The sequence below is a fragment of the Halomonas sediminis genome, from assembly GCF_044871105.1.
Taxonomy (GTDB): domain Bacteria; phylum Pseudomonadota; class Gammaproteobacteria; order Pseudomonadales; family Halomonadaceae; genus Vreelandella; species Vreelandella zhuhanensis.
The window spans coordinates 2,201,142-2,226,629 of record NZ_CP085246.1 but is presented as its reverse complement, the minus strand read 5'-3'; the positions used below and the strand labels follow the sequence as shown (position 1 = coordinate 2,226,629).

Annotated in this window: 18 protein-coding genes; 10 read left to right on the top strand and 8 right to left on the bottom strand. The window is 57.4% G+C overall.

Going from position 1 to position 25,488, the window contains the following annotated elements; genetic code table 11:
• Positions 1–22: 22 nt before the first annotated feature.
• The 3 genes from tpiA to LG290_RS10555 all read right to left on the bottom strand — a co-directional run bounded on the left by tpiA (position 23) and on the right by LG290_RS10555 (position 3,255).
• Positions 23–793 carry a triose-phosphate isomerase gene (tpiA, locus tag LG290_RS10565; RefSeq protein WP_499834802.1) on the bottom strand — a complete coding sequence of 257 codons (771 nt, stop codon included), beginning with the start codon at positions 791–793 and terminating at the stop codon, positions 23–25.
• Between the two features lie 98 nt (positions 794–891).
• Complete coding sequence (locus LG290_RS10560; RefSeq protein ID WP_499834801.1) at positions 892–2,088, bottom strand: 2,3-bisphosphoglycerate-independent phosphoglycerate mutase; 1,197 nt, start codon at positions 2,086–2,088, stop codon at positions 892–894.
• Positions 2,089–2,091: 3 nt separating this feature from the next.
• A complete protein-coding gene (locus LG290_RS10555) occupies positions 2,092–3,255 on the bottom strand; it encodes a phosphoglycerate kinase (RefSeq protein WP_499834800.1) in 1,164 nt (387 codons plus the stop codon).
• A 276-nt stretch (positions 3,256–3,531) separates the two neighbouring features.
• Between LG290_RS10555 and LG290_RS10550 the strand changes: the two genes are divergently transcribed.
• The 9 genes from LG290_RS10550 (at position 3,532) to LG290_RS10510 (ending at position 17,580) form a co-directional block, all read left to right on the top strand.
• Positions 3,532–4,581: a class I fructose-bisphosphate aldolase gene (locus tag LG290_RS10550; protein WP_499834799.1), complete on the top strand. Its 1,050-nt coding sequence runs from the start codon at positions 3,532–3,534 to the stop codon at positions 4,579–4,581.
• A 505-nt stretch (positions 4,582–5,086) separates the two neighbouring features.
• Positions 5,087–6,814 (top strand): heavy metal translocating P-type ATPase, encoded by a 1,728-nt coding sequence (locus LG290_RS10545; protein ID WP_499834798.1) that lies wholly within the window; start codon positions 5,087–5,089, stop codon positions 6,812–6,814.
• A gap of 459 nt (positions 6,815–7,273) precedes the next feature.
• Complete coding sequence (locus LG290_RS10540) at positions 7,274–7,945, top strand: methyltransferase family protein (protein WP_499834797.1); 672 nt, start codon at positions 7,274–7,276, stop codon at positions 7,943–7,945.
• Between the two features lie 951 nt (positions 7,946–8,896).
• Positions 8,897–9,775: an alpha/beta fold hydrolase gene (locus LG290_RS10535; protein WP_499834796.1), complete on the top strand. Its 879-nt coding sequence runs from the start codon at positions 8,897–8,899 to the stop codon at positions 9,773–9,775.
• An 18-nt stretch (positions 9,776–9,793) separates the two neighbouring features.
• The gene (locus LG290_RS10530; protein WP_499834795.1) at positions 9,794–10,483 is read left to right on the top strand and encodes a hypothetical protein; all 690 of its coding nucleotides are present in this window, start codon (positions 9,794–9,796) and stop codon (positions 10,481–10,483) included.
• A 211-nt stretch (positions 10,484–10,694) separates the two neighbouring features.
• A complete protein-coding gene (gap, locus tag LG290_RS10525; RefSeq protein ID WP_499834794.1) occupies positions 10,695–11,690 on the top strand; it encodes a type I glyceraldehyde-3-phosphate dehydrogenase in 996 nt (331 codons plus the stop codon).
• Positions 11,691–11,692: 2 nt separating this feature from the next.
• Complete coding sequence (ppsA, locus tag LG290_RS10520; RefSeq protein ID WP_499834793.1) at positions 11,693–14,074, top strand: phosphoenolpyruvate synthase; 2,382 nt, start codon at positions 11,693–11,695, stop codon at positions 14,072–14,074.
• Complete coding sequence (locus LG290_RS10515; RefSeq protein WP_499834792.1) at positions 14,071–15,081, top strand: hydroxyacid dehydrogenase; 1,011 nt, start codon at positions 14,071–14,073, stop codon at positions 15,079–15,081. The genes ppsA and LG290_RS10515 overlap by 4 nt, the downstream gene beginning before the upstream one ends.
• Positions 15,082–15,162: 81 nt before the next feature.
• Positions 15,163–17,580, top strand: coding sequence for a glycoside hydrolase family 65 protein (locus tag LG290_RS10510; RefSeq protein WP_499834791.1), 2,418 nt, complete (start codon positions 15,163–15,165; stop codon positions 17,578–17,580).
• 15 nt (positions 17,581–17,595) lie between these two features.
• Here LG290_RS10510 and LG290_RS10505 read toward each other — a convergent pair whose 3' ends face one another.
• From LG290_RS10505 to LG290_RS10490, 4 genes are all read right to left on the bottom strand, one after another.
• Entirely contained in the window at positions 17,596–18,909 is a 1,314-nt protein-coding gene (locus tag LG290_RS10505) for an ATP-grasp domain-containing protein (RefSeq protein ID WP_499834790.1), read from the bottom strand.
• 94 nt (positions 18,910–19,003) lie between these two features.
• Positions 19,004–19,945: a 1-phosphofructokinase family hexose kinase gene (locus LG290_RS10500; protein WP_499834789.1), complete on the bottom strand. Its 942-nt coding sequence runs from the start codon at positions 19,943–19,945 to the stop codon at positions 19,004–19,006.
• Between the two features lie 64 nt (positions 19,946–20,009).
• Positions 20,010–21,026, bottom strand: coding sequence for a hypothetical protein (locus tag LG290_RS10495; protein WP_499834788.1), 1,017 nt, complete (start codon positions 21,024–21,026; stop codon positions 20,010–20,012).
• Between the two features lie 152 nt (positions 21,027–21,178).
• Positions 21,179–22,144: a zinc-binding metallopeptidase family protein gene (locus LG290_RS10490; protein ID WP_499834787.1), complete on the bottom strand. Its 966-nt coding sequence runs from the start codon at positions 22,142–22,144 to the stop codon at positions 21,179–21,181.
• A gap of 392 nt (positions 22,145–22,536) precedes the next feature.
• Between LG290_RS10490 and LG290_RS10485 the strand changes: the two genes are divergently transcribed.
• The gene (locus tag LG290_RS10485) at positions 22,537–23,844 is read left to right on the top strand and encodes an ATP-grasp domain-containing protein (RefSeq protein WP_499834786.1); all 1,308 of its coding nucleotides are present in this window, start codon (positions 22,537–22,539) and stop codon (positions 23,842–23,844) included.
• 300 nt (positions 23,845–24,144) lie between these two features.
• Here the strand turns inward: LG290_RS10485 and LG290_RS10480 are convergent, their stop codons facing one another.
• Entirely contained in the window at positions 24,145–25,470 is a 1,326-nt protein-coding gene (locus LG290_RS10480) for a peptidoglycan-binding protein (RefSeq protein ID WP_499834785.1), read from the bottom strand.
• Between the last annotated feature and the right edge of the window lie 18 nt (positions 25,471–25,488).

The window sequence follows — 25,488 nt, the reverse complement described above, 5'->3', positions numbered from 1 at the left end:
GGGTAAACCTCGCTTATCCGCGTTAGGCAGAGGTGGCCAGCTGGATAATCCGGAGAAAATCCTCCGCCTCGAGGGAAGCCCCGCCCACCAGTGCGCCATCAATATCGGCCTGGGCGAAAAAATCCGCGGCATTGTCCGGTTTCACCGAGCCGCCGTACTGGATGCGGATAGCCGCGGCCGCCGCCTTGCCGTAGGCGAATTCCATGTATCGACGAATGGCGGCGTGAGCGGATGCCGCATCTTCCGGCGTGGCGCTCTCGCCGGTACCGATGGCCCATACCGGTTCATAGGCTAGGGTCACCTGTCGTAGCTGATCGGAAGCGACACCGGCCAGGCCGTAGCACAGCTGCGCTGTGTTGACAGCATCCGTCTGATCCGCTTCCCGTTGCTCCAGCGTTTCACCGATGCACAGAGTGGTATCAAAGCCGGCATCCAGGGCTGCCAGAAGCTTTTGGTTGACGAGAACATCCGATTCTCCCAGCTTGTGCCGTCGCTCCGAGTGACCTACCAGCACCGTCTGGCAGTCGATATCCCTGAGCATCTCCAGTGAGATCTCCCCGGTAAACGAGCCATTCGATTTCCCATGGAAGTTCTGGGCGCCGAGCTTGATGGAACTTCCGGCTTCGGAAAGCACACCGGCAACCCTATCCAGATAAGGCAGCGCGGGGTAAATGCAGAGATCCAGGGATTGCGTGTCCGCCTCGGCCACCAACTTTTCAGCCAATGCGATGGAATCCTTGCGGTTAAGGTTCATCTTCCAGTTGCCGCCGATGGTTTTTCTGCGCTTTGTCATGGAGTTAATCTCAACTTTTCGTCAACCATGTGATTGGGAGGCGTCCACCAAAGAGACTGTCTGAGGTTCGCGGGTAGTGTCCGGCACAAACTCATCGCTCAGGCTCCGAATTTTCGCAGACGGCCGGCGTGGGCCAGTGCCAGGGTCATGAGATGTTTTGCCGGCAGGTGGCCGAGCCCTCCGCCGGCACAGACGGTTTCACCGAAGACCTCGACGCTGTCCACTCGGCAGGTGTTCGCGCTGATCAGAACCGGTACCGGATGCCAGCTATGACTGGCCAGTGCACTGGGAGTGCTGTGATCTCCCGTCACCACAATGACATCAGGTTGCAGTTTGATCAGTCGGGGAATTGCCCGGTCCAGCTCCTCGATGGCGGCCACCTTGCCGTCGAAGTCGCCATCCTCGCCGCGGCTGTCCGTCTCCTTGAAGTGCAAGAACAGAAAATCGTGGTGCGACCAGGCAGCCTTCAACGCATCGATTTCGCTGTCCAGGTCGGGACCGCAGTCCACGACTTTCATACCCAGCAGCCGGGCGATGCCCCGGTACATGGGATATCCCGCCAGGGCACAGCCATTCAGCCCATAGCTTTCCCTCAACGACGCTAGCCGGGGCAACTGCGCGAAACCCCGCAACAGCACCATGTTGGCCGGCACTTCCTCGGCGAGAATTTCCCGGACCTGTTCTAAGAACGTGCTCACTAGGCGGGCGGTTTCCTGTGACTTTTCTTCCTGGGCATTGGGTTCACGGGGCGGCACCCCAGTTCGGTGGGGATCCGTGTCGTTTACCTGGGCGCCCAATACCTCTTTTTGACTTCGTAAAACCAGCAGAAAACGGTGTTCCTTGACCGGTTCGACGTAAACTTCCACGTCGTCGAGACGAATCTCCTTGAGCATCTGCACCAGCCGGGTACCTTCCCGGGAATCGATGCGGCCGGCCCGCCGGTCGCTCACCTCGCCGTCGCTGTCCAGGGTGCAGAAATTACCGCGGGCCGCAACGTCACCAGGCTTCAGGTCGAAGTCGATGCCGAGCGCGGTAAGAACCCCGCGTCCGATGTTGTGCTCCACCGGATCGTAGCCAAAAAGAGCCATATGACCGGGTCCGCTGCCGGGTGTGATGCCAGGCGCCACAGGGTAGGTCAAGCCTGTGGCGCCCTGACTCGCCAACCGATCCAGGTTAGGCGTTCGGGCTGCTTCCAGTTCCGTGCCCCGACCTTCACTGTCAATTCCACCGAGGCCGTCCGCCACGACAAACAGAATTTTTGCCTCGCTCTCGGTGAGGAGGGGTCTGAGATCCATTGGTTAATCCTCCTTCAGAACATTCAGCGCCGGCAGTGAGCCATGGGCGAGATAGTCGAGAAAGGCGCCGCCACCGGTGGAAAGGTGCGTCAGCTTATTCTCTATCCCGACCCTGTGAACCGCCTGTCCGGTTTCTCCGCCACCGACAACGGTGACCGCGCGGGACGCAGCCATGGCTTCCGCTATATGCCGTGTACCGCTGAAATATCTTTCCTCCTCGATCTTGCCCATGGGTCCATTCCATACCACTGTAGCGGCGTTCCCGATGGCTTTTGCATAGCGGGAGGCGGTCTCCGGGCCGATGTCCATTCCCATCCAGTCGCCGGTGATTTCTCTGCCTGTACGGGTCTCTTCCCCCATGCCCATGACATGGTCTGTGGGCAGAAGCAGTTTGTCACCGGCCTTCTCGAGAATCTCACGGGCGTCGTCCAGGCGATCTTCCTCCACCTTGGAAGAGCCCGTGGAAACTCCCTGGGCCCGCAGGAACGTATAGGCCATGGCACCGCCGATCAGTATCTGCTCGGCACGGCCGATGAGGGCGTTGATGGCTTCGAGCTTGTCCGCTACTTTGGCGCCGCCGAAAACTGCCACCAGCGGGCGCTGTGGGTTATCGACAACTTTGTCCAGGGCTTCGATTTCCTGCTCCACCAGGCAACCTGCCGCTCGCTTGTCTGCCGGGAAGTGCGTTGCTAGCGCGTGTACGGAAGCGTGCTTTCGATGGCAGGCCGAGAAGGCGTCGTTAACGTAAATATCACCGAGCCCGGCCAGCGCCTTTGCGAACTGGTCGTCGTTATCCTTTTCGCCGGGATGGAATCGCAAGTTTTCCAGCAAAAGGATCTCGCCACCGCCCAGAGATCGAGCCATCTCCTCAGCCTGCGACCCCACGACTTCCTCACAGTGGCGTATCCGCTTGCCGGGCAGCAGTTCAGAGAGCTTTTCGGCAACCGAAGCCAGGCTCAGGCTTACCACCGGCTCACCGCCCGGCCGGCCGAGGTGGCTCATCAATACGCAGCCGACGTTTTTCTCCAGAAGGTAACGTAGCGTCGGCAGGGCGGCGCGGATCCGGCTATCGTCCAGAACCGTGCCTTCGTCATCCAAGGGGACGTTAAAGTCCACGCGAACGAGAGCGCGCGAATTGGTTAAATTCAGGTCACTCAATGTGTTCATGCTTTACGGCCTCCTGCCTTCTGATAAATGGATCGGAGGGCTGCAGAAGTGCCCCGTGAATTCATGATGTTCGATCCATGCTTATTTAAAACTAGTCAATCTTTAGCCGAGCACAACCGGGCTTGCTGTGGAGAAGATGAGGATCTGTAATGGATAGGTCTGCAAAAAACCTGAAAAGACCCCCGCTGGAAGGGACCTCTATCAGGGTCTATTATTTCTTAGATTTCCGATGCTTCCCGAAAACAGCGTACACGAGCCCTAATCGAGGTGAATTGAATGGACGAAATCGAACGTATTCTCGGTGGTGAAGCCGAATCACTGCTTGGTTATGAGTGCCGCGGTATCAGTCGCAATCATCTGCATTTACCGGGGCCCGATTACGTGTCCCAAGTGCTTGTCGACAGTGATCGTTCCAATGTCGTGCTGCGCAATCTGCAGACGATCCTGGGACACGGCCGGCTGGGGGGCACGGGCTATGTGTCGATTCTGCCGGTCGATCAGGGCGTGGAACATTCTGCTGGCGCATCGTTTGCACCGAACCCGCTGTACTTTGATCCCGCGAATCTTGTGGAATTGGCGATTGAGGGTGGCTGCAACGCCATTGCATCGACTTACGGCGTACTGGCGTCGGTCAGCCGCCGTTATGCCCACAAGATTCCATTCCTGGTAAAACTCAATCACAACGAACTCCTGACCTATCCGAACCAGTACGATCAGACCCTGTTCGCCAATGTCGATCAGGCGTTTGAGCTCGGAGCCGTTGCCGTTGGCGCAACGATCTACTTCGGCTCGCCTGAGTCGCGCCGGCAGATCGAAGAGGTGTCGCAAGCGTTTGAGCGCGCCCATGAGCTGGGCATGGTCACCGTGCTATGGGCGTATCTCCGCAACCCGGCATTCAAGCAGGATGATGTCGATTACCATACGGCAGCCGATCTGACCGGACAGGCCAATCATCTGGCCGTGACCATCGGCGCCGATATCGTCAAGCAAAAGCAGGCGACGGTGAACGGAGGCTTTAAAGCGCTCGATTTCGGAAAGACCCACGAGCGTGTGTACTCGGAGCTGGCCCCCGATCACCCGATTGAGCTTGCCCGCTATCAGGTGGCGAACTGCTACATGGGCCGCATTGGGCTGATCAATTCGGGCGGCGCATCCGGCAGTGACGATCTGCATCAGGCCGTGCGCACGGCCGTGATCAACAAGCGCGCCGGCGGCATGGGACTGATCTCAGGGCGCAAGGCCTTCCAGAAGCCCATGGCTGAAGGCGTACAGCTATTGCACGCGATTCAGGACGTCTATCTCTCCGAGGCGGTGACCGTGGCCTGACCAGATTCTTCGGGACCAAACACATAATTTCTTGACTAGGCTTAAATACAAGTCAGACAACTTTCCCTGAAAGGCATGAGGCCTTGGTCATGAAGATGGGCATAAATGTGTCAATGGGGATCACAATGGAAAAAGGGAGATTTGAATGAGTCCTTCCGAGAATAGGAATAAGAGCGCTGGCAGGCAAGAGGAAGCAGGGCGCGCCACAAAAGGCCAGGAACACGAGCATGATCATGAGCAAGGTGGCGGGCATGACCATGGAGACCACGATAAACACGCTGGCCATAGTGTGGCGATGTTTCGAAGCAAATTCTGGGTTTGTCTGGTTCTCACTCTCCCCATCCTTTTCTTCAGCGAGAGAATCCAGAACTGGTTTGGCTATTCAGCGCCTGAATTTACCGGCGCATGGTTGATCGCTCCGGTTCTCGGCACCGTCGTGTTTTTTTACGGCGGGATGGTTTTCCTTAAAAGCGCATGGCATGAACTCCAAGGCCGCGAGCCGGGCATGATGACGCTAATCTCGCTGGCGATTACTGTCGCCTTTGTGTTCAGCCTGGCCGTGACCCTGGGATTTCCCGGCAATGATCTCTGGTGGGAGCTGGCCACGCTTGTAACCATCATGCTGCTCGGCCACTGGATCGAGATGCGTTCTGTAAGTCAGGCACAGGGCGCCCTGAAAGAGTTGGCCAAGCTGATACCCGACACTGCTTTGCGGCTGGTGGATGGTGATACCGAGGAAGTACCGGCGGATCAACTCAAGGAAGGGGATCTCATCCTGGTGAAGCCCGGCGCGAGTGCCCCTGTGGATGGCGTGGTAAAAGAAGGCCAGAGTTCCATGGACGAGTCCATGATTACGGGCGAATCCAAGCCGGTTGAAAAACAGGAGGGCGATGAGGTAGTTGGTGGTACGGTAAATGGCGAGGGCTCCCTACGAGTCGAGGTGACCAAAGCCGGCGACGAAATGGCGCTGGCAGGCATCATGCGAATGGTGGAAGAAGCTCAGAGTTCCCGCTCACGCTCACAGGCGCTGGCTGACCGTGCCGCTTTCTGGTTGACGGTAGCTGCAGTAAGCGCAGGCATACTGACCTTTGCGGCTTGGATGCTTGCCGGCGCTACCTGGGATTTCACCATCAGTCGGGTAGTGACCGTTCTGGTCATTGCCTGCCCCCATGCTCTTGGCCTGGCAGTGCCTCTGGTCACCGCCATTTCGACCACATTGGGCGCCCACAATGGCTTGCTGGTTCGGGACCGCCGCGGTCTCGAACAGGCGCGTAACCTCAATACCGTTGTATTCGACAAGACCGGCACATTGACATTGGGTGAGCACCGCGTCCTCGACACGGTTCCGGCGGAAGGAGAGGACATTGATGAAGTCCTGAAATTGGCCGCTGCAGTGGAGCAGGATTCAGAACATCCCATTGGCAAGGCGCTGCGCATGAGCGCCGAAGAGCGAGAGCTGGAGATTCCCGAGGCCCGAAATTTCAAGGCGAAGGCGGGAGAGGGAGTTGAGGCTGAGGTGGATTCCCGCAAGCTTCAGGTAGGAGGCCCCGCCTTGCTGGAGCAACTCGGTGTTGATGTTGCCGAGTCGCTTCAGAAGGCAGCTGAGGATTTTGGTAAGGAAGGGCAGGCTGCGATTTACTTGGTCGAAGAAAAGAAGGTGCTCGCAGTCTTTGCCATTGCTGATGCGATCAGAGAAGAATCCTACGATGCGATACGCGAGTTGCACGATCACGGCATCGAGGTCGCCATGCTTACCGGAGACTCGACGGCCGTTGCCAACTCAGTCGCGCGTGAGCTGGGTATCGACACGGTATTTGCCGAAGTCCTGCCGGATCAGAAAGCGGACAAGATACGGCAGCTGCAAAAAGAGGGCAAAAGCGTTGCCATGGTCGGCGACGGCGTCAATGACGCGCCGGCACTGGCTACTGCGGATGTGGGCATCGCCATAGGTGCGGGAACGGATGTGGCGGTGGAGGCCGGTGATGTGGTTCTTGTGCGGTCCGACCCAAGAGACGTTGCAAGGATCGTTGGCCTGAGTCGCGCCAGCCACAGGAAAATGGTGCAGAACCTGTGGTGGGCGGCGGGTTACAACATTATTGCCATTCCGCTTGCGGCCGGGGTTCTCTTCTGGATGGGTATCCTGCTCTCGCCGGCGGTCGGCGCGATTTTGATGTCCGCAAGCACAGTCATCGTGGCTATTAATGCGCAACTTCTGCGCCGGGCAAAGATTTGATCCGGTTTTTCCATGTCACCGTGGGCGCTGATCACGAAGCGGGGGATTTGCCCCCTAGGGCCGTATTCCGGACGGGCAACTACCAGGCGATCCGTGCGCCAGCTTAGTGCCTGGTGTCTGGCCAGTAACGCCGGATGAAGCGCATCAGCAGCACGAAAATGGCCCAGCTATGCTGAGAATCCCCCGGTTGCTGGTACGCAGGTGGCTGACCAGCTCCGGGATTTGCACGTCGAAGGTCTTACGCCGCCAGCCTATTCAATGTCCTTGCCACAAGAAGTGCCATGGCGCCATACAGGCCACCTGTGCCAGGTATATGTCGGGAAGTCTGGGAAAAATTGCGAGTAATGTTACTGCGGCGGCGTTACGAAAAGGATCACCCATAGGCTGGACGCGTTAGAGAAAAACCTGTCCGGTATGAAATCCGCCGCCTGGCGTCCGCAAAGACTTGGGAGTTGGGTGATGAATCAGTCGATCAGTCACGGAGGAGCGTGGGGTATCACGATTATCTTTATCGTATTGGTATCTTGGTTTTTCTATCGATACTTCGCGCCGAAAAACTGGCGCGAGTGGGCGGGTGCCGGGGCGGTACAGGCTTTCATCATCGCGCTGTATGCGGAGATGTACGGCTTCCCGCTCACCATTTACCTGTTGGTGCGCTTTTTCGGCCTTGACAGCGAGTATGTCAGTGCAAACCTATGGTCCTCACTGGTCGGGCTGGGCGAGACGGGCATGCTCGTCTCGATGCTGCTTGGCTACACAATCGCGTTCATCGGCGTCGGTCTGTTCATCCAGGGATGGCGCCAGGTGTACCGGGCACGCCAGGAAGATAGGTTGCTTACAGACGGGCTTTATGGCTATGTGCGACATCCCCAGTACACTGGCTTGTTCATTGCGCTGTTTGGTGAAGGAGTGGTGCACTGGCCAACACTGTTCTCCCTTTGCCTGTTCCCAGTGATCGTACTCATCTACGTCTGGCTGGCGTATCGTGAGGAGCAGCAGGTGATCGCCCGGTTCGGAGATGCCTACCGCGCCTATCAGCGGCAAGTGCCCATGTTCATCCCCCGTTGGGGGCAGTGGCGACGGCTTGCGGACGCTTCGCAGGAACTCGACGATCATCGGAACTCCAGGTGACTGTCGCTGGGGTAGCTACGTGCAGGCACGGCGCGGAACTTACGACACATCTGTCTTTTTTTATTTTATTCTCGGTGGTCGTCGAGGTAGGTGCGCGACACGCTTGGTTGGTTGACCTGGAGATTAGATGATGAGCCTTCATGTATCCATGAGCCGTTGTGTACAAGGAAGTAGGACTGGTTGCTTTGCTTAATATGGGCGCGCGCCAGGGGCGGTCCTCAATGCTGCATAAGCTGGTCTACCTGGCCCGTAACCTGAGCTGCCTGACGGAAGTGGCTCTGGCGCATGGTATTGGGTTCGCGTTTTGGCTTCCCAGGAAGTTAGACCAGGCGGTTGAAGGAGGCGAGTGACAGATTTATATGGTGCCACCCTGGCAGTGGCGTAAGCCCTGGCTGTTCCACCGGCGCAATCATCGCAAATTTACCATCGTTGATGACAAGGCTACTTATCTTAGTGGTTTCAACATTAAGGCGCTCAACTCGCGGCGAATTTTCGGGAATGCCCGCTGGCGCGATACCCACTTCCGCCTTGCTGGCCCCGTGGTTGACGATGCTCGTAGAGCATTTAAATCCTTTGGAAGGGGAGGTCTGAAGTGGCAGGGGGTGACAGCCAAGGCGGGATAGAGTTGCTGACCAATCACGGCCGTGCCTACCGTTACCGCCTGCAAGGATTTGCGAACGGTACCAGCCGCATGCCCCAATTAGCAACCAAAACCCACTAACTCGTGTCGCGAGAGCCTCAGTGGAGAAAGAGCTAGCTGTTGTTTTGGGCAACCCTGAAATAGCTCATAAAAGATAAGGAGGGATGCGGTATGTTGACACAACACCAGTACGGCGAGCATGCCTATCAGAGTCACGATAAACAGGGCGATGATCGTCGATTTTCGGCCCCGCTTATGGCTCCGCTGACGGGCAGTCCGGGTCGCGGTGAACCGCGACTGAAATCATAATTATGATATCGGCGCAAGGCACCGAGCATCGGATCCGTCTGGCGGACGAGCGTACGCTGGCCTGCCTGGAACTCGGCGACCCCAAAGGTGCACCAGTGATCTATTTCCACGGCTTTCCAGGCTCACGTCTGGAGGCCGGACTGGCGGCGGACGCTGCCCAGCGGCTGGGGCTGAGACTGTTTGCACCGGACCGTCCCGGCTTCGGTGAATCCACGTTTCTGCCCAGTCGCACGATTAGCAACTGGGCCGCGGACGTGGCGGAATTGACAGATCAACTCGGCTTGCAACGGTTTGCAGTCGTCGGAGTTTCCGGAGGCGGGCCCTATGCTCTGGCCTGTGCAGCGCGCATTCCCCGGCGTCTCCATGGTGTCGCCATTGTCGGTGCCCTCGCACCGCTCGCCGGTATGCGGTCCACGCGCGGCATGCTGGCGCGGAACCGTCTGGCGCTGGCTCTCGCTGCATACTCGCCGACACTGGCGCGGCTCGTTATCGAGCCGGCGGCACGCTGGGTTCGCCGGCGTCCGGCCCGCTTTATCGCCCGCATGGCGGCTGACGCACCGGTGGCGGATCGCGCTGTTCTCGCCGATGAGGGTTACCGGGCAATTTTCACCGCAAGCACTGCGGAGGCATTGCGGCAGGGTGGCCACGGACCCGCTCTGGAGCTTGCACTGCTGGCCCGGGCCTGGGGCTTCGAACTGCAGGAGGTATCGATACCGGTACGGATCTGGCAAGGGCTGAGTGACAACATCGTGCCCCCGGCCATGGCTCAACGTCTCGCCGCCAAGTTGCCGCGCAGTGAGACCCACTGGCTCCCAGCCGAGGGCCATCTCTCAGTCATCGTGCGTCGGCTTGACGCGGTACTTGAGGATTTATGTCGATAACAAAGGGAGGAACAACCCATGGGGGATCACCTGACCAGGCGCCACCCGGAGCGCACCAAGTCCGAGCAGGATGTCATCAAGCTTGAAATTGACGAGGATGGATCACCGGTGACGCTGGAACCGGCAAGCTGGTTCGTCTGCTTTGTGCCGGGCCTCGAAAAACAGTGGTGGCATCCGTTCGTCAACAGGCGTCACAAACATGTGTTTGCCCTGCGCCCTGCCGGCAAGGACGAATGGACCCTGTTCGAGCCCTGGTGGCGCCGTCTGCTCTCAGCCACGATCACTGCGGAACAGGCGCGCAAGTTTCTGCTGTGGGGTGCTCAGGGCGACGTACTGCTGGTGCGCGAGGCCATCCCCGGGCATGGCAGCCAGGTGCGTGGCTGGATGAACTGCGCGGCGTTGGCCTCCTATCTGCTGGGGCGGAAGTATTGGGTATGGACGCCGCACGGGCTATACAAGTTGCTGCTTCGGGAACCCGATGTCTGCCCGGTGGATGTTTCCGTACTTCTGGAAAGTGACTTGGCGTCACTCGCCGCACCGGGTACACGCGTGATCGCCGCCTGTCCAAAATGCAGACCAGGCGCCCCCAGACCGCCCGGGGCACCGAAGCCTTTCTGCATGAACTGTGGCCGGGACCTGATACCGGGTTGGGGTGATAAGGTGCGAGCGCAGGCTGGTCATGGGCCAGCAGTGTCAGGCCAAGCCTGAACAGGTGACCTTAAAAGCGTATGGCGTGAACTTCAAGGCCGCGAGCCGGGCATGATGACGCTAATCTCGCTGGCGATTATTGTCGCCTTTGTATCTGCGCCGGGCGAAGATTTGATTAAAAGTGATCGATGATCTTTAAGTCCGTTAATTCTTGACTAGCCTGATAGACATGTCAGACAACCTTCCCTGAAAAGCAATGGAGAGCTTGGCCATGAAGATTGGCATAAACGGGTTCGGTCGCATAGGCCGTCAAGTATTTCGCATCGCCTATGAACAAGAAGGCCTGGAAGTGGTTCATATCAATGATATGGCCGACGCGGAAACGCTGGCCTACCTCCTGCAGTTCGACACCACCTACGGCCGCTGGACTCACCAGGTACGGGCCGAAGGGGATGCGCTGGTTATCGATGACAGTATGGTCGTTTCGGTAAGCACGGAGAAAGACCCGGCGCAACTGCCCTGGCGGGAGAAGGGCGCGGAAGTGGTTCTCGAGGCCACCGGACTTTTTCGCAAAAAGGAAGACGCGCGCAAGCATATCGAAGCGGGCGCCCGGAAGGTGCTCATTTCGGCGCCCGGCAAAAGCGAGCTCGACGGTAACTTCATCCTGGGTGTCAATGGGGATCAGTTCGACCCGGAGCGGCATCACATTATTTCCATCGGAAGCTGCACGACCAATTGTCTGGCGCCTGTGGCGAAGGTGCTGCATGACGCGTTCGGAATCGAGAAAGGGTTCATCAATACGGTGCATGCCTATACGTCGTCCCAGAATCTGTTGGATGGTCCGCACAAGAAGCCCCGGCGGGGTCGGGCGGCGGCGGAAAATCTCGTGCCTACTTCCACGGGCGCGGCGAAGATGATCGGCCAGATCATTCCGGCGCTGGAGGGAAGGCTCAATGGCATTGCGGTGCGAGCACCGGTCAAATCCGGCTCGCTGCTCGATCTGACCTGCATATTGGCGACAGAGGCCAGTGATGAGCGGATCAACGATGCCTTTCGCGAACGGGCGAATGGTGCCATGAACGGCATTCTCGCCGTCGACGATTCGCCCCTTGTTTCCAGTGACATCATCGGCAGAGAAGAGAGCGCCATCGTAACCAGCCAGGATACTCAGTTAATCGGCGACCGCTTCGTCAAGGTGCTGGCCTGGTACGACAACGAGTGGGCGTTTTCCCGACGCTGTGTGGATATGATGCAACGGATGGGCTGACCATGACGGAACAAATCTACGTTCGCTGGTTCGAGGATCTGGGCAACGACGATGTCTCAAGCGTTGGAGGGAAAAACGCCTCTCTGGGGGAGATGATCGGTAATTTGCGAGAAGAGGGGGTGCGGGTGCCGGGAGGATTCGCCACCACGGCGGATGCCTACCGTGCTTATGTCGAGCACAATGAGCTGGGAGACACGATCCGGGAACTGACCGAAACGCTTGCCCGCGAGGAAAAATCGCTCAAGCAGGTGGGTAAGGACATCCGCGAGGCCTTTCGCAAGGGTGAGTTTCCGGACGACATTGAAGAGGCCATCCGGAATGCCTATGAGAAGCTTGCTGCCCGCAATGAGAAGAAGAACCTCCCCGTGGCGGTGCGCAGCAGTGCCACGGCGGAGGATCTGCCCGAGGCGAGCTTCGCCGGACAACAGGAAACCTTTCTCAATATCCGCGGCGGCGACGACCTCATCGACGCCTGCCGGAAGTGCTATGCCTCATTATTCACTGATCGTGCCCTCAACTACCGGGAGCATCGCGGTTTCGATCACCTGGAGCTCGCGCTCTCTGTGGGCGTACAGAAGATGGTGGGCTCTGACAAAGCCAGCGCCGGGGTGATGTTTTCCCTCGACACGGATACCGGATTCCCCGACGTCGTGGTCATTAACGCCACTTGGGGGCTCGGCGAAACGGTGGTGCAGGGCACTGTGGACCCTGATGAGTACCGGGTCTTCAAGCCGGGGCTTGCGAACAAGAACCTGGTGCCGATCCTGGCCAAGAAATGCGGCAGCAAGAAGGAAAAAATGATCTACGCGTCTGGGGGATCGGGGCCCACCAGAACGGTGAACACCAAAAAGGCCGAGCAGGAAGCCTTGGTGCTCGGCGACGACGACATCCTCACCCTTGCCCGCTGGGCCGTGTCCATCGAAAAGCATTACGGCAAGCCCATGGATATGGAGTGGGCCAAGGACAGTGAGTCCGGCAAGCTCTATTGTGTCCAGGCCCGCCCCGAAACCGTTCACTCGCAAAAGCAATCCGGCGCGTTCAAAAGCTATCGGCTGAAGGAAACGGGCGAGGTACTGGCCAGGGGCGTGGCCATTGGCGAATCCATAGCGACCGGCCGGGTGAGGGTTCTCGATAGTCCCAAAGAGATGGACCGCTTCGAGGATGGCGACGTACTGGTCACCGAGCGGACAGACCCGGACTGGGGCCCCATCATGAAACGGGCCACGGCCATTGTCACCGATCATGGTGGCAGGACCAGCCATGCCGCGATCGTCAGCCGGGAACTGGGCGTTCCCGCGGTCGTGGGTACGGGCTCCGGGACTCAGGATCTCAAGGACGGCCAGGACGTCACGGTGTCGTGCGCGGAAGGCAGCGAAGGGCGGATTTACCAGGGAATCCTGGAGTACGAGGAGCGGGAGATCGATATCGAAGATCTGCCCGAACCGCCGGTGGAGTTGATGATCAACCTGGCCGCGCCGGACGCCGCTTTCCGCTGGTGGCAATTGCCGGTTCACGGTGTCGGTCTGGCCCGCATGGAATTCATCATCAATAATGTGATCAAGATTCATCCCCTGGCCCTGGCCCGATTCGATCAGGTGGAAGACAAGAAGGCGAAAAAGCGCATCGAGGAGCTCACTGCCGGTTACCAGGATAAAACGGCGTATTTTATCGAGCACCTCAGCCGGGGTATCGCCATGATCGCCGCCTCCCAGTATCCGGATCCGGTGATCGTTCGCATGAGCGACTTCAAGACCAACGAATATGCCAAGCTCATCGGCGGCGATCAGTTCGAGCCGCGTGAGGAGAATCCCATGTTGGGATTCCGCGGCGCTTCCAGGTATTACAGCGATCGCTACAGGGACGGTTTTGCCCTGGAATGCCAGGCAGTCAAGAAGGCCCGGGAGGAAATCGGCCTGGACAATATCGTGGTGATGCTTCCCTTCGTTCGCAATCCCCGGGAGGCGGACCGGGTCATCGAGGTGATGGCCGAACACGGGCTGCGGCGCGGTGAGGACGGCTTGCAGCTGTACATGATGTGCGAGGTGCCCTCCAACGTGTTTCTCGCGGATCAGTTTGCCGAGCGGTTTGACGGTTTCTCCATCGGTAGCAATGATCTGACCCAGCTGGTGCTGGGGGTGGATCGGGATTCCGAGGAACTCAGCGAACTGTTCGATGAACGGGACGAGGCGGTCAAGACTGCAATCGTGCAAGTGATCGAAAAGGCTCACCAGAGCGGCTGCAAGGTGGGCATCTGCGGTCAGGCGCCCAGCGACTACCCGGATTTCGCCCAGTTCGTGGTGGATAGCGGTATCGATTCCATCTCGCTCAACCCCGACAGTGTACTGGATACACTGGAAATCTGGCGAGAGGACAAATCCCAGTGAACATTGTTTTTTTTGATGTGGAAAAGTGGGAACGGGATTCCTTCGAGGTGTTGCAGGAAGAGCACTCTGTGAGCTGCATTGAAGAGCCACTACGGGCCGGCAACGCCGAGGAACACGCGGCAGCGGAAGCCATTTCCATCTTCATCTATTCCAAAGTGGATCGACAGGTGCTGGACGCCATGCCAGACCTCAAATTGATCACCTCCAGATCCACGGGCTTTGACCACATCGATATCAAGGAATGTGAACGGCGGGGAATCACGGTATGCAACTGCCCCGACTATGGCGGGAACACCGTCGCCGAACACGTTTTTGGCCTTCTGCTCATGATCAGCCACCGACTGGAGGAAGCGGTGGAGCGGACCCGCAAAGGGGGCTTCTCACCGCGGGGCCTGCAGGGTTTCGATTTGCGGGGAAAGACGCTGGGTGTCGTGGGCACCGGCAATATCGGTAGGGAAACCATCCGCATTGCCCAAGGGTTTGGCATGGACGTGCTGGCGTTTGACATCAACCCAGATGAGGGCGCTGCCCACGAGCTTGAATTTGACTATGTGGCTATGGACCACCTGCTGCGGAGTGCCGATATCATCACCCTGCATGTGCCCGCCAGTTCCCGGACCCGCCATCTTATTGGCGCGGAGGCGTTCGAGAAGATGAAAGACGGAGTTGTCCTGATCAATACTGCCCGAGGCGACGTGGTCGACATCCGGGCTCTGGCGAGAGCACTGGCGGAGCAGAAAGTCGCGGCTGCCGGTCTGGATGTCCTGCCTTATGAACCGGTTATACGGGAAGAGACGGAGCTGCTCCGTTCCGTCTACGAAGAGAACCAGGATCTTTCTTCCCTGCTGGCGAACGAGGTGCTGGTCCGGATGAAAAATGTGGTGGTGACACCCCACAGTGCGTTCAATACGAGGGAAGCGGTACAGCGTATTCTCGATACCACGTTGGAAAACGTTCGCCGGTTCGTGGAGGGCAAGCCGGTGAATGTGGTCACAGATACCCAGTAGTAGCCTTGGGAAGCCGCTTCGGGACTCTGGGGCGCGTAATCCCTTCCGTTTCAGGCACTGATTGTTAGAGGAGAAAAACTCATGAAAGATAGGTCACTCAGCGATTGGGAACTGGTCTACCATGAGTGGAACCCGGAGCAACAGCCCACCCGTGAAGCTCTGTTGACCCTCGGCAATGGCCATTTCGCAACGCGAGGAGCCGTGGAAGAATCCCAGGCTGGAGGTCCCCACTACCCGGGCACCTATCTTGCAGGGGGCTTTGATCGCGCGGAAAGCGAAATCGGCGGAAAGATCATAGAAAACGAGGATCTGGTTAACTGGCCCAATTGGTTGCCGCTTACGTTTCGCTGCGAGGATGGGGAATGGTTCGATTTGGCGAGTGTGACGCTTCTCGACTACACCCATTGGCTGGACCTTTACCGGGGAATCGTGCATCGGCATATTCGGTTCAGGGATCGGTCCGACCGTGAATTCAAACTGGAAACCCGGCGCATCGTTCACATGGACGATCCTCATATCGCCGCCATAAGCTGGGTGCTTACCCCCCTTGACTGGTCGGGAGCGGTGGAGGTGAGATCGGCCATCGACGGCCGTGTTACCAACAGCGGCGTGGCCCGTTACCGGGATCTCAATGGCAGGCATCTGGAGGTGGAAGAGACCGGCCATGTGGGGGAGGAGGCGATTTTTCTCACTGCCAAAACCCTGCAGTCCCGAATCCGAATGGCCTTGGCGGTGCGTACCCAGGCCTGGGTAGATGACGAACCCGCCGCTGTCGAGCGGCGCACCCAGTCGGAGCAGAACTGGATCGGTCAATCTCTGTCGCTTATGGCGGAAAAAAACAGGCCGATCAGGGTGGAGAAGGTGCTGTCCCTGTACAGTTCCCGAGACCTCGCTATCAGCGAACCCGTTTTTGAAGCCTGTGAGGAAATCCGCCATGCCGCGAATTTCGATGTTCTGCTCGAACAGCACCAACGGGCATGGCGAAGGCTGTGGCGCCGGGCTGATCTGACGCTGGCGGGTGAAGCGTGTACCCATGCTCAACCCGTCCTTCGCCTGCACCTTTTCCACCTGCTGCAGACCGCCTCCATGCATACGACGAGGCGGGACGTGAGCATTCCCGCCCGGGGGCTGCACGGAGAGGGCTATCGCGGACATATCTTCTGGGACGAGCTGTTCACCTTCCCCTATTTCAATTTACGACTCCCCGCTCTCACCCGTGCCCTGTTGCTCTATCGCTATGAACGCCTGCACTGGGCGCGCCGGGCGGCGAGCGAGGCCGGCTACAAGGGTGCCATGTTTCCCTGGCAGAGCGGCAGTGATGGCCGGGAGGAGAGCCAGGTTCTGCACCTGAACCCGAAATCGGGGCGCTGGATTCCCGATAACTCCCATACACAGCGTCACGTGAACGCCGCCATTGCCTACAATGTGTGGCAGTATTTTCAGGCCACCGGCGATATGGAGTTTCTCTCGCTGTACGGTGCGGAGATACTGATCGAGATCGCCCAGTTCTGGGCAAGCATCGCCACCTATAATCCTGACCGCGAGCGCTATGAGATACGCGGAGTCATGGGCCCGGACGAGTTTCATACCCACTATCCCGATCGGGAAGAGCTGGGCCTGGACAATAACGCCTATACCAACGTCATGGCCGCATGGGTCCTGAAGACAGCTTGCGCCATGCTGGATATGCTGGGGGAGGACCGGCAGACCGAACTCCTTCAGCTTCTGGGGGTTTCCTCCGAGGACCTGCTTCGCTGGCAGGATGTAAGCAAACGGATGTTCGTCCCCTTCCAGTCGTCGGGGCTTATCAGCCAATTCGAGGGCTGGGACAACCTGGAGGAACTGGACTGGGAAAGATTGCGGGAGCAGCACGGTGATATCCAGCGCCTTGATCGTATCCTGGAAGCGGAAGATCGAGATTTGAACCGCTACAAGGCCACCAAGCAGGCCGATGTATTGATGCTGTTTTTTCTTTTTTCCGCCGAGGAACTCAGCGAAATATTTTCCCGTCTCGGCTATGACTTCGATCCCGCCAGTATTCCTGAAAACGTCGGGTATTATCTCGACCGAACGTCACATGGCTCCAGTCTTAGCCGGGTTGTGCATGCCTGGGTTCTGGCGAGAACGAACCGCGATCGCTCCTGGAACCTGTTCCAGGAAGCGCTTGCCAGTGACCTCGACGACGTTCAGGGAGGTACCACTCAGGAAGGTATTCACCTGGGAGCGATGGGTGGCACGGTGGATCTGATGCAGCGGTGCTATACCGGTATCGAAATGCGTGACGGGATACTCTGGCTCAATCCTCGTTTGCCGAAGGAGCTCAAGGAACTGAGCTTCTGTGTCCACTACCGGTGGCATTGGTTGCACATCCACTTGGATCACGAAACGATGACCGTCAGTTTTGAGAAAGGCTGGTCTTGCGCTGCTCGGGTTGGCTTCGGCGGTCAGGTATACGAAATGTGTGCGGGAGAGCAGAAACGTTTCAGCCTCAATGAGTGAAGCCCTCATGAGATTTTAATTTTTCTCGCCAGCCGGTAGTGGCGAGAATTCAAAGGGCAGCTTCTTGATTGCCTGCTGGTAACGCTGCAGCATTTCATGCTGAGTTTTGCCTGCAACATTCACCTCTGCGAGGATATAGCTGTATGAATCCTGGTCTGGCATTTGTGACAGTCGCATTCCTTCCTGTGCTTTGATCACTATCTCAGTGTCGGGCTGCGACTCAGCGAGACGCGAGATCTGTTCGGCATTCGGTGCTTGGACAACGACTGCATCCTGCTGGGTGTAATGCCGTAGCAGAAATTTTGCGGCATGCTTGTAGAATCCGCCATGATGCTGAAATTGGGGGATATCTCCCAAGGCTACGTGCACTACTACCTCGTGATTGGACATGCCATCTACCATCTCGAACTGGTAGGAATGAGACTGGGAGATTCGAGGGTTAATCTCGATAATCCATAAGTCGTCGCTAACTTCGTCCCAGAAAAATTCCATGTTGAAACAGCCATTGTCGAAACCGATCTGGCGAAGCACTTTTTCGGCTATCTCAATAGCGCGATTCTGGATCCGGCGGGGCGCTTGAGAGGGATATTCATAGCGCAGGAAGCTCTTGTGGTTTTTGTCCCGAATCATATCCACCACGCCATGTACGTGAAATTCTCCATGCTGCACATAGCCCTCGGGGGCAAACTCCCAGCCATGGATGAGGTTTTCGGCAATGAGGCAATTACCATCAACCTTGTTCAGTTCAGGTGGCAAATCCGCTTTTGCCAGAATACTGTTGAAGGGATCGCCGATGCGTCTGATCCTCTGTTTTATTACTCCCAGAGCGTGGTGAAGCTCCCGTCTATTGTTGATGCGAAACCCGAGAGTAGAGCCATATCCCTTGATCGGTTTTATCCAGAAAGGGTGATTCAGCGTGATTTTGTCAATCGCATTTTCATCGAAGGGGTCGATGACGCAAAATCCCGGCGTAGCTTGGGGCACTACTTCTTGTTGTTCGAGACGACTCCAATACTTGTGAGAACACTTGAGCACGGCCTCCAGGGAGGGTGACAGCAAGCCGAACTCAGCGCATAAAATGGCCGCCATGGGCATGGCCGGAAAATCCCAGTGGCAGATAATGGCGTCCACTGTCCCGTCGAACTTGCGCAAGATGTTGCGCGCTTTTTCAAGTTTGTCATCAATATAGAAGTTTTTCTGATGTACCACCTCGTCCGTGCGCAAAAGCGGGTGGAAGCAGAAGGCATCGGCATCGGGTATCTTCAGGAGATCCTGGGCATGGCGTTCATCGTATCCAAGAACGAATATGTTTTTTCGATGTTGATCCATGTTTTCCGCACCTTTTGATGCCAACCAGGTCTTTCACTTGAAATACATCCTTACCGGATTATAGAAGACAGAAGTATAGAAGACACAATAGTGTTTATTTGACGCGAATCGTCACCTTTTCGGCGATGGATTCAACCTTTTCGAGATCCATGAGCTGATTACCCGGCGTGCCGACCTTGGCGGCGGCGGCGGCCACGCCATAGGGAAATGCCTCGGCCACCGTTTTGCCACAGTCAAGCTGGTGGACCAGAGCGGAAACGAAGCTGTCTCCGGCGCCGACGTGACTGATCACTCGGGTCTCGGGAGGGCGGGCGTGAAGCTTCTCACCGGCACTGGAGGCGAGGAGGGCACCGTCAGCATCCAGAGTGACAATCAGGTTGTCGGCAAAACCCTGGTCCGCCATTTGTCTCATTGCCTCCAGTATGCTGGAGTAGTCCTCGGAACCGGAATATCCCAGGTCGACGAATTCTCTGAAGTTGAGTTTGGTGAGATAAATGCCCTTTCCCTTGGAAGAGGGAAGAGCCTTGCCGGACGTATCCAGTATTACCCTGGTTCCCCCATCGACGGCCGAGCGCGCCAGGTTGCCGTAAAAATCATCCGGCACGCCACCCGGCAGGCTGCCGCTGAGCACCAGGTAATCGGGCGTCGGTTCCAGTGCTTTGAACGTATCGAGGCACCGCTGCCACTCGGATTCCTGCAATTCGGGGCCGGGGAAAACCAGATGAAAGAGCTTGCCGCTGGCCTTCTCCGTGACCGCAAGGCTTTGCCGGGTCTCTTCTTCGATGTCGACGCAATGCACGGAAAACATCTCGCGGTCCAGGAGTCGTTTCAGCAATTCACCCTGCAGGCCGCCTGTGGTGAGAATCGCCACCACATCTATGCCGAAGCGGTGCAGGTTACGGGCCACATTGATGCCGCCTCCTCCGGGTTCATAGGCGGTGTTGCGGCAGCGGGTCTTGCCGTTCTCCACCAATTCCCCGGTTTCTGCGAAGAGGTCGACGGTTGGATTCATCGTCACTGTCGCTACGTTACTCATAGCTCATTCCTCCAGTTGCTCGAAATAAGACAGCTTCCATTCTTCAACGGCTTTTCAGTTCGCTTCAATCCCGGGCCATGGTCTCTGAGAATTTGTAGCGCTGTGCTCTATGGGCAATAAGATCATGGAGAAGGGCCAGGACAAGGGCGGTGCTCGATTCTACAGCGGAATGATGCTGCCCGGTCTGTTGCCAAAGAGCATGCTCTGTAGTGTGGCAGATCAAGGGCGGGCGGTGCACTGGTACACTGGCCATGACCAGACCGTTGCGGGCCTCGTGCAACTCCGAAAGGTGGTCGGCAGTTTCGGAAAAGTCGCCCAAAATCATAGTGGTACGGTGGCGAAGGTCGGATAGGGAGTCGATCTGCCGGCACTCAAGCAGTATTTCCAGTTGATACATCACCAGCAGCGCCGTTCTGGCGCTGTATTCGTGGCGCTGCTCGGCCACTTTCAGCAGGGTGAATAGCACCTTGTTGATGCTTTTTATGGCGGTATCGGTCCGGCTGCTTTCAGTATCTTCCAGCCAGGCCCATACTTCTTCAAGGGACAGCTTTTTTAATGAGGGCCACTGGTTTTCCTGCGAAGCTTTCAAGGCACCGTAATAAATTCTGGAATCGTAATTCTGCGCCTCGTACTTGTGGGCACCTTCGCCGGCAAATCGGGTATCGAGAAGCTGGATGGCGCCGGGCCTGAGCAGATTGACCGCTATCACCAGCTGCTGGATAAAAACGGTGGCCACCTGGTAACTCTCTTCCTCTGTCGTGGCGTGATCCTGCGCAGAGACGGTAACGGCTAGTCCGGCCGCGATGACTTTGGCAGGGTCATCCACATGGGCCAATTGGTGCCTGGAGAACGAGCCGGACTGGTCACTAGCGTTTTCCATTGCGGCAATCAGCTCTCCGGCGTCCAGGCCGACGCGGTAGGAATCCGCCAAGCCGTTGAGCTGCCCCTGGGCCGTAAAACGCAGATTTGTGAAGAAGGCATTGGCCTGGTGCCAGAACTCGATAATCTCACGGGTCTCCTGTTCGTTACCCGGCGGAATCGCATTGCTGACCTTCAATTGAATGGTTGCCGATGACGTCATAGATAACTTCCTCCTGTAACAGCTCACTGAATCCCAGGTTCTTGTCGACGGACACCCCGGTATGGAATTGGCGTTTTATGTGATACCCGATTTTCACTACCGGATTGCTTTGCTTCAACATTACCCATGGCAACGCGGTAGCAATGAAAACATCAACGGCCCTGTGCACCTCGGCGCAACCAGTCATGTACGAAAGCAAGCTTGCGCAGTGCCACATCGGACAGCACAAAAGGATAGAGATCCGACAATCCCATGGAGCGGTTGACATGATTGACTCCGGCAACCAGTGACGCTGCGATATGAATCAGGCGCTCGGCATCCGGCTCGGCATAGGCATCCCAGCCCGGATGCGGCAACTCCGGCGAGGATAAACCTGCCGCGACAAAGCTATCGGTAATGTCGGTCAGGTGCAGCAGGTGTGCGGCGGTTTCTGCCCAGTCCTCGTGGGGGTGTGCGGAGGCGTAGGTCGTCAAGAACCTTTGCCTCCAGTCAGGTGGCGGGCCGTCATGGTAGTGACGCTGCAGGGCGGCAGGGTAGTCCGTGCGCTCGTCACCGAACATCTCTCTGAAAGCATCCAGAAAGTCATCACGCAGGCTCAAACGCCACCACAACATATGCGCAATCTCGTGGCGCATATGACCGATCATGGTGCGATAGGGCTCTTCCAGCGCCTCGCGCCGAGTAGTGCTTAGAACCGGGTCTGCCTCAGCCACACTGATTGTCACCACACCTCCCACATGCCCCATGGGTACCGGGGTTGCCCCTTCGGCAAGCATGTGAAATACCGGCGGCGCGCCAGGATCCTCTGGCCGGAACCAATGCCAGCGCCCGAGATTATCGATCACCCAGCGCTTGGCAGCTTCGGTCTGTGCCCAGTTGGGGATTGCGTTGGGGATCGAGGGGTCGGGAGCCAACGCCGTCATGGCGCACGATCGACAGAAAGCACCCTGTTGGGGAGCGATCCAGTTGCAACCGATGACCTCACGGTTGGCGCAGAAAGGCGGCACGGGAAGGAAAGCTCGCGCCTGCGGGTCGTAAGCAACCGGGAAGCCATCGGCAGTAACCAGGTTGTCAAACCAGAGTGAACCGGAGCCGACCGGGTTTGAAAAAACTCGCATAAGTCAGGTATCTCATCAGAGAGGAAAGCTTAGTGTGGGGGCGACATTCCTGAAAAGTCTAGAAGTTTATACAACGCTATGCTGGTCAATAAGATAGCTCACAATGCTTCATATAGTAGTATATGTAGGGTCCCTGATGGTCAAGTTAGCTATAGAAGTTCTAGACCCTTGGCAGCGAGAAAACCTCTACAGCCATTCATCAGCAATCCTACAGCTTAATTGCTATTTGTAACTGAGTCGACTAGCTTGGTCATAGGATGGGGGTGCGCTTAATACTTCGCTAGTGCTGGTTTGCTCAACCGCCTCTGAAAAATATTGTATGCGGCTCAGTTCACCTGTTGCGCTCCAATATCGGCGCAGTCAGTCTGGGTTAACCAGCAAGGAGACATCGAATGTCGATAACATCAGAAAAACAATTACCCGAAGCCGTAGCAGCCTGGCGTGATCCGGAGATGGATTCGGTTAAAGGAACCGAGACTCCTAAGGATCCCAACAAGGGTTATATCGCCCTGCTTGGCTGGAGTGTCAATGCGATCAAGGCTGCGCAAAAGTTCGACCGCCGCTATGTCGTTGTTGCTCCGGATTGGGCTGCTGATTTCTGCACCGCAAACAACATACCTTTCATCCCCTGGGATTTTACCCGGTTGAATGACCGGTCCATGGAGATTGCTAAAAGGCTTAAGGAAGAAGGCGTTGATGTCGCCATACCGCTATTCGAGGAAACCGTCGAGTGGTCCGGTGCCATCAACTCTGTCCTCCTCGACAGCCCGCGTATGTACGGGCAGTCCATTCTGTTCCGTGACAAGGCCCTGATGAAGCGCCGTGCTCAGCTTGGCGGTATTCGCGTCGGGATCTTCGAGGAGGCGCACGAGAAAGAAGACATCATTCGCTTCATGAAGCGCGTCAACCAGACGCTGCTCAAACTTGATGGTGACCCGGACGACCCGATTCACGTCAAGGCATTCGACAAGGCCGGCTGCCTGGGTCACCGAATGATTCGCAAGATAGAAGAAATTGACGCCATTCCGGCGGAAGAATATCCCTTGCTGATGGAAAGTCATCTGGATGGCTGGGAGTTTGCCGTTGAGGCTTGGATCCACGATGGCAAAATCAAGTTTCTCAATATTTCTGAATATGTAACGCTGGGCTATTCGGTGTTCGTGCCCGCTACCGAGCAACTCGAGAGTTGGCGTAACGCAATCACCAAGCAGATCGAGTTGCTGATCAAGACGTTCGATATCAAGTTTGGCTTGATTCACCCCGAGTACTTCGTCACTGCGGACGGTGAGATGTACTTTGGTGAAGTCGCTTACCGTCCGCCCGGATTCAAGGCGTTCGAGCTTATCGAGATGGCCTACGGCTTCAATGCCTACCAGGCGTCGATGCTGGTGTTTGATCCTAAAAGCACCAAAGAGGAAGTCGATGCTTTCTTCCCCCGCGAAGTTGTCGACGCGAAGGGTTATGCAGGTTGCTTTGGCGTGTATCCACGCCGTCGTGTGGTCAGCAAGCTGGAAATGCCCAAAGAAACGATTGAGCATCCTTATTTCGTGTCACATGAATTGGTTGCGCCAACAGAGGAGACTGTTCCTGACAGGTCGGCGTTCGGTACTCATTGGGGCCTGATATTCTTCTTTGGCGACGATCCCATCAAGATGCGGGATCTGCTGAAATCTCAAGAAGAGCTGGACTTCTACGTCTAAAGGTCCAGCAAAGCAATACGTTTATCTATGGGCGCGTGTATCAGCATCAGAAATGTTACAACTCTGGATGCTGATACACGCGCCCTGCGCGTTGCTCCCCAGTCGTCCGCGGTTGATTGATGGTGGAATGGCTTGCCCGCCGAAGGCGTAGCCGTATGCCATGCGGATGAGTTTCTTGCAGATGTATCGGAATGGTGCTGGTGCTTGTGCTTGTATTTTGAGTTTGAGACCGCCCTTGCCGAGTTCCAGACGAGTGATTATCCGGAACTCGGCACCTATGAAAAGATGCGGCTGCCCGGCTCAGTGATCCTGGAGCTGCAGCTGACTTAGGGTGTAATCGCCTCCTTGGTTTGCCAGCACGAAGCCCTCGAAGGGGTCGCGCAGGCTGTTGTCCTGCACGCGCAGCAGGCGCCGGCCGTCCACCTGAACCTCCATCTGCCCGTTCTCGTCACGAGTCCAGACGATGCTGTGGAACCGGCCATCCTCGAGGTCGAGCCTGCCGTCGTGGCGTGCCACGATCTCGGGGCTTCCGGAAATCAGCCTGACCAGGCTGAGTCCCGGGCGCGAGCCGGCAGAGTAAACCAGGCGGTAGCCGGTTCCATCGGGCCGGTTATCCTGGAAGAGCCCCAGTTCCAGGCTGCCCGGCTGCTGGCGGGAGGCGAGTTCCAACTCCATCCTGAAAGCGTTGTCGACGGGCGCATTGACGAAGATCTTTGCCGGCTCCACGGGGGTGGGTACTTCGTCCTGCCTGGCATTGCCCGTCTGATCGAGGATCAGTTCCAGCATGGCCAAGCCGATCTCCTCCGGACGATCGGAGCTGAGACCGCGCGAGTTGCGACTGGTCGCCCGTTGAGTCTCCACGATGCTGCGCAATCCATTCTCATCGACCTCAAAGTCGCCGCTGAGTACCGTCCAGGAGGGATTGCGACGGTAATCACCGTCGCTGAAGTTCTCCTGCAGGGCGACCTGAGACGAGGCGTCGGGTTGCGGCTCAGAGGGCGCGGCCACCTCTTCCTTCTCTGTCTGGCGCAAGCGTTTCAGCAGGTCAGACGATGCGCGGCCGTTCCGGTCAATGTCCATATCGGCCTGATACTGGCGTATCGCGTTGCGGGTACGGCTTCCCATGGCGCCATCCACCGGGCCGGCGTCATAGCCGAGGCGATTGAGCTCGCGCTGTATCTCGGCCACGCCTTGCCGATCCGTCAGGGTCTCGATGTCGGGCCGCGATTGCGGTGTCGTCTGTGAAGAAGGTGCCTCTTCCGGCTGTTCTTCCGGCTGCCAGCCATGTGCCGCCTGCTGCGCCCTGGCGATCTGTTCGGATGTCATGCGTTCGGCCAGCGCATCGCGTGCCTCGCCGGCATGGCGGTGACCGCGGGCCGCGGCCAGGTTGTACCACTTGTGGGCCTGTACAAAATTCTGGGTGGTTCCGTTGCCGGCCTCATTCAGGCGGCCTAGCATGTACTGAGCATCGGCATCACCGCTACGGGCTGCGTCGCCGAATTCCTGCAGTGCCTGGCGGTACTCCTGTTGCTCGTAATAGCGCATGCCGTCGGCGTAATCGGCGCTGGCCAGCGCGGCGTGACCGGACAGAAGGAGCAGAAATGCAAATTTTTTGATGATACTCATGGGGCGTCTCCAGTAAAT

Coding starts and splice junctions, on each gene's coding strand:
- tpiA (WP_499834802.1), bottom strand. CDS start 793: ATGACAAAGCGCAGAAAAACCATCGGCGGCAACTGGAAGATGAACCTT.
- LG290_RS10560 (WP_499834801.1), bottom strand. CDS start 2,088: ATGGATCTCAGACCCCTCCTCACCGAGAGCGAGGCAAAAATTCTGTTT.
- LG290_RS10555 (WP_499834800.1), bottom strand. CDS start 3,255: ATGAACACATTGAGTGACCTGAATTTAACCAATTCGCGCGCTCTCGTT.
- LG290_RS10550 (WP_499834799.1), top strand. CDS start 3,532: ATGGACGAAATCGAACGTATTCTCGGTGGTGAAGCCGAATCACTGCTT.
- LG290_RS10545 (WP_499834798.1), top strand. CDS start 5,087: ATGATGACGCTAATCTCGCTGGCGATTACTGTCGCCTTTGTGTTCAGC.
- LG290_RS10540 (WP_499834797.1), top strand. CDS start 7,274: ATGAATCAGTCGATCAGTCACGGAGGAGCGTGGGGTATCACGATTATC.
- LG290_RS10535 (WP_499834796.1), top strand. CDS start 8,897: ATGATATCGGCGCAAGGCACCGAGCATCGGATCCGTCTGGCGGACGAG.
- LG290_RS10530 (WP_499834795.1), top strand. CDS start 9,794: ATGGGGGATCACCTGACCAGGCGCCACCCGGAGCGCACCAAGTCCGAG.
- gap (WP_499834794.1), top strand. CDS start 10,695: ATGAAGATTGGCATAAACGGGTTCGGTCGCATAGGCCGTCAAGTATTT.
- ppsA (WP_499834793.1), top strand. CDS start 11,693: ATGACGGAACAAATCTACGTTCGCTGGTTCGAGGATCTGGGCAACGAC.
- LG290_RS10510 (WP_499834791.1), top strand. CDS start 15,163: ATGAAAGATAGGTCACTCAGCGATTGGGAACTGGTCTACCATGAGTGG.
- LG290_RS10505 (WP_499834790.1), bottom strand. CDS start 18,909: ATGGATCAACATCGAAAAAACATATTCGTTCTTGGATACGATGAACGC.
- LG290_RS10500 (WP_499834789.1), bottom strand. CDS start 19,945: ATGAGTAACGTAGCGACAGTGACGATGAATCCAACCGTCGACCTCTTC.
- LG290_RS10495 (WP_499834788.1), bottom strand. CDS start 21,026: ATGACGTCATCGGCAACCATTCAATTGAAGGTCAGCAATGCGATTCCG.
- LG290_RS10490 (WP_499834787.1), bottom strand. CDS start 22,144: ATGCGAGTTTTTTCAAACCCGGTCGGCTCCGGTTCACTCTGGTTTGAC.
- LG290_RS10485 (WP_499834786.1), top strand. CDS start 22,537: ATGTCGATAACATCAGAAAAACAATTACCCGAAGCCGTAGCAGCCTGG.
- LG290_RS10480 (WP_499834785.1), bottom strand. CDS start 25,470: ATGAGTATCATCAAAAAATTTGCATTTCTGCTCCTTCTGTCCGGTCAC.